The organism is Aeromonas sp. HMWF015 (assembly GCF_963878965.1).
Classification (GTDB): domain Bacteria; phylum Pseudomonadota; class Gammaproteobacteria; order Enterobacterales; family Aeromonadaceae; genus Aeromonas; species Aeromonas veronii.
In genome coordinates, this window is the sequence record NZ_CAWNZT010000010.1 from 9589 (window position 1) to 13937 (window position 4349).

The 4349-nt window shown below is 60.8% G+C and carries 5 protein-coding genes; 1 reads left to right on the plus strand and 4 read right to left on the minus strand.

The annotated features are described in order from the left end of the window. Positions 1-70: 70 nt before the first annotated feature. Both AACS18_RS00505 and AACS18_RS00510 read right to left on the minus strand, forming a co-directional pair. Positions 71-970, minus strand: a complete 900-nt coding sequence (locus AACS18_RS00505; protein WP_108613442.1) for a DMT family transporter — start codon at positions 968-970, stop codon at positions 71-73. Positions 971-1089: 119 nt separating this feature from the next. After that, positions 1090-1530, minus strand: a complete 441-nt coding sequence (locus AACS18_RS00510; RefSeq protein ID WP_058053513.1) for a DUF2214 family protein — start codon at positions 1528-1530, stop codon at positions 1090-1092. Positions 1531-1613: 83 nt separating this feature from the next. Between AACS18_RS00510 and AACS18_RS00515 the strand changes: the two genes are divergently transcribed. After that, entirely contained in the window at positions 1614-3245 is a 1632-nt protein-coding gene (locus tag AACS18_RS00515; protein ID WP_108613443.1) for a sensor domain-containing diguanylate cyclase, read from the plus strand. A gap of 104 nt (positions 3246-3349) precedes the next feature. Here AACS18_RS00515 and AACS18_RS00520 read toward each other — a convergent pair whose 3' ends face one another. After that, positions 3350-4003, minus strand: a complete 654-nt coding sequence (locus AACS18_RS00520; protein WP_108613446.1) for an HAD family hydrolase — start codon at positions 4001-4003, stop codon at positions 3350-3352. A 45-nt stretch (positions 4004-4048) separates the two neighbouring features. Beyond that, positions 4049-4349: TOBE domain-containing protein (locus AACS18_RS00525; protein WP_146184828.1), on the minus strand; the 301-nt coding region annotated here is incomplete at its 5' end.

Sequence of the window (4349 nt, forward strand, 5' to 3'; positions counted from 1 at the left end):
CTGATCCGAGTCGCCACCATGCAAAACGCCCCGACTGTCGGGGCGTTTTGTTATGCGGGCAGAGCACGCTTTACTTGGTCTGCGGCACCTTGTCCCGGCGCGACTTCCACCACCATCTCAAGCGGATCTGGGAGATCAGCATCCCCGCCAGCATCAGGGCACAACCGGCGATAGCGCGCTCGTCCAGCGTCTCACCCAGCAGCAACACGCCACCCACGGCGGCAAACACGGTCTCCAGACTGAGGATGATGGCGGCGTGGGCCGGATGGGCACCCCGCTGCCCCACCACCTGCAGGGTATAACCCACCCCGACCGAGACCAGCCCGGCATAGAGCAGCGCCTGCCAACCGGCCACGGCGCCAACCACAGTCGGGGTTTCGATGACAAAGGCGGTGGCGAGGCTGAGCAGGCCGCAAACCACGAACTGCACTCCGGCCAGCTTGATGGGGGCAACCCGGTTGGAGTAGTGATCCACCAGCAGCAGATGAATGGCCCAAAACAGGGCACCGGCCACCTGCAGCAGATCACCAAAGCCGATGGTGAACTCGTCGGTGACGCTCAGCACATAGAGACCGCTCAGCGCGATCAGGGCACCAATCCAGGTATTGAGCCCGCTCTTGTGGCGCAGCAGCAGCCCCAGCACGGGCACCAGAATGATATAGAGTCCAGTGATAAAACCGGCCTTGGCAGCTGTGGTATAGAGCAGCCCTACCTGCTGCAGGGAGGCGGCACAGAACAGCACCAGCCCGGCCAGCACACCACCGGTCAGCAGTTGGCGATGATCGCCCGCGACGGCAACAGGCTGACGGGATTTGAGCCACCAGAGCAGCGGCAGCAGAGAGAGGGCTCCGAGCAGAAAGCGCAGGCCATTGAAGGTATAGGGCCCCATGTGATCCATCCCGAGGCGCTGGGCGACAAAGCCCATACCCCAGATGGTGGCAGCCATCAGCAACATCAGATTGGAGCGCATGGCGATTCTTCCTTAAATCGGCGCGTGACGGGTTATCCGATCCAAGATACCCGCCTCCCTATCCTCTTGTCTCCACTCTCTTGTTTCCGATCTCTTCACTGCCACCCTCTCACCACAGGTCACAGCAGGGGCGGCTTGGTCAGCACCGCCAGCAGGGCGACCAGCACCAGATTACCCCGCAGGATCCACACCACCCGAAAGTGCTGCTGGATGGAGATCATCGGCGCCTTGCCCAGACGCAGGGCGCGACGCCAACGATAGAAGAGCCGGCTGGGGTAATCGAGGGAGCAGACAATCAGCAGAAACAGCCCCATTTTGAGGCCGTGGACAGGATGGGCAAAGATCTGCGCCACCGAACTGGCATGCTCGTGGGCCAGCAGACAACCGGTGGCAAAGATGGAGAAGAGCGCCAGCGCCGCCACCCCATCTGCCAGCAACAGACGGCGCACCCGTACCATATTCAGGCCGCGACGAAAAATCAGATATTCGACACAGAGGGCCAGGATCAGCACAGCTATGCTGCCGTAGTGGGCCATTGCGAGCAGAGTGTGGTTCAGCATCGGAAAAATCTCATTTTCTGCCTTTAGACGCGCCGCACCGCATCATATATGCTGGTGTCACCCGAGACGAAAAGGATCTGTTCATGTCCCCCGGCAAGCCCAAGAACACTTGGTCTTTGATCACCCGCATGCGGCTGGGCCTCCTGTTGCTCTTTATTCCGGTCTTGCTGCTTGGCAGCATCTACTACCTGCATATGAAGCGCACCCTGCATTACGAGCAGCAACAGAACCTGATTGCTCGTAATACCCAGTATTTCCACACCCTGATCGAACCCTATCTGGCGACACTCAAACGCCAGTTTACGCTCATTTATCAGCAGGTAAATTATCAGGACTTCAGCGGCCCGCAAATCCGCAATGGCGAGCGCTACCTGCAGCAGTGGCAGGCCTATCACAAGGTGATGGAGCTCGATTACGTCTATGTCGGCACCGAACAACGCAAGATGCTGATCCACCCCTCCTGGCAGGCCGATGAGAACTTCGATCCCAGAACCCGTCCCTGGTATCTGCTAGCCGCCAACAATCCCGACAAGATGGTCTGGACTGATCCCTATTACGACTACACCCTTGGCACCCTCACCATAGCGCTGGCAAGGGTGATCGAGGATCCTGACGGCAAGCGGGTCGGTGTGCTCTCGCTGGATACCCAGCTCACCCCCCTCGCCAGCTGGCTCAACAACAAGCATGATGAGTCCCACCCTCTGGGGGCGGGCTATCAGATCCTGCTCAATCATGACGGGCTGGTACTGGCCCATCCGGATCGCGAGCAGGTCTTCAAACCCCTCGCCCACCCCGACTGGCTGACACAGATGCAACAGCCGCAGGGGTTCTTCCTCGATGATGCCAGCGGCATGATGGTCTCCTACGACCGCATCCCGGAGCAGCGCTGGATCCTGCTCAGCGTGATCCCAACCGCGGGCCTCAATCAGATAATCGACAACGTATCCCTCAACGTGCTCGCCATGATAGCGCTCGCCTCCATCCTCTATCTGCTGCTGGCGCTGCGCTGGTCACGTTACTTCCGCCGCATGCTGCAGGAGATAAGTGGCATGATCCGGGTCAGTTTTAATGGCGACCAACGCGTACCGGAACACCAGATGAGTGAGCTATCGGCTATTTACGCCGAGATGGCGGCCGCCAGCAAAGAGGTTGCTGATGTGCGTCTGCAAGCCAATCAGGACAAACTCACCGGCCTCTACAACCGCCGCTTCTTCGACGAGTGCCTGCAAAAGCAGAGCCGCAGTGGCGCCCCTTTCGGGGTGGTGATGTTCGATCTGGATGACTTTAAACGGGTCAACGATACCTATGGCCATCAGGCGGGGGACGTGGTGCTCAAGCGGGTGAGCAAGCTGGGCATGAATCTGTTCCACGACTGGGGCTGGTTCTGCCGCTACGGCGGCGAGGAGCTGGTGCTGATCTTCCGGCTGGAGATGAAAATGAACGAGGTCGCCTCCCTGCTGGAAACCTTCAGAATCGCGGTCGAGCAGCTGGAATGGCGCGAACCCGACCTCAGCATCACCATCAGCGGCGGGGTGGCCATCAGTCACTCGGGGCTCTCGGCCAAGGCGCTGGTAGAACTGGCCGATAGCGGGGTTTATCAGGCCAAACGGGAGGGGAAAAACCGCCTCTGCTTCCCCCAGATCCGGGTCAGCGATCCGATGGAGGATGAGCTTCCTCCCCACTTCGATCAGACCCGACAGCGGGCCCATCAGTAGAAAGTGATCGCCACAGGGACACGGAAACGATGAGAGAGGCAATCGCCTCTCTCTTTTTTTGTCTGTTTTTTCTTGCCGCTTTTAAGCGTGTTTGATCGCTCGCCTCAGCGCTGCCACTCCCACACCGGCCAACCCAGCTCCCCGGCCTGCTGGCGCAGCGCGGGGGCCGGATTGACCGCATGGGGATGAGCCACCGCCCGCAGCATCGGCAGATCGTTGTGGGAGTCGCTGTAACCAAAGCTCCCCTGCCAGATCTGCTCCCGCCCGGCAAACAGCTGGTTGATGCGGGCCACCTTGCCTTCGCGAAAACTGAGGGTGCCGCGAGTCTGGCCGGTAAGCATCCCCTCCTCCTCATCGAGCAGGATGGCGACGCAGTGATCCATTCCCAGCATCTGCGCCATGGGGGCCACCAGATGCTCGCCGGAGGCAGAGATCAGCACCAGCTCGTCGCCCCGCTCCCGATGCCATTCGATACGCGCCAGCCCCTCGGGGTAGAGGCGCTCGCGCAGCACCTGCTCGGCAAAGTGGTGGCACTGCTGGCTGAGCCACTGGCGCGACTTGCCCGCCAGCGGCTGCAGGGTGAAAGCCATGTACTGGTGCATATCCATCTTGCCCTGATGGTAGAGGGACATCATCCCCTGCTCTTCGGCAATCATGTCCGCCGGGGCCAGCTCCTGGGCCACCATGTACTCCAGCCAGAGGCTGGCGGAATCCCCGGCAATCAGGGTCTCGTCCAGATCAAACAGTGCCAGTGCCAGTGCCATGAGGGCTCCTTGCGGTAACAACGAAAATGAAACGAGGTGTCATGCTACCTCACAGAGTTGATCCCGGGCCACCGCCAGGGTCACGGCACTGCCGGTGGCCAGCAGATCGCCAGCCGAGCGATTGAGGCAATCCACCGTCAACAGCCCCGCCTCGCACTCCACCTGATAGCGGATGACGTTGCCGAGCAGCTGTTGCTGACGAATGATGCCGGGCAGGCTGGGCTCGCTGCTGGTCGCCCCGGCGGGCAGCAGGGTAATGGACTCCGGCCGCAGCGCCAGCTTGCCCTGAAAACGGGGGCCGAATAGCGACTTGCCCTGCTCGGCGCCAAGCAGGTTGTAG

Coding starts and splice junctions, on each gene's coding strand:
- AACS18_RS00505 (WP_108613442.1), bottom strand. CDS start 970: ATGCGCTCCAATCTGATGTTGCTGATGGCTGCCACCATCTGGGGTATG.
- AACS18_RS00510 (WP_058053513.1), bottom strand. CDS start 1,530: ATGCTGAACCACACTCTGCTCGCAATGGCCCACTACGGCAGCATAGCT.
- AACS18_RS00515 (WP_108613443.1), top strand. CDS start 1,614: ATGTCCCCCGGCAAGCCCAAGAACACTTGGTCTTTGATCACCCGCATG.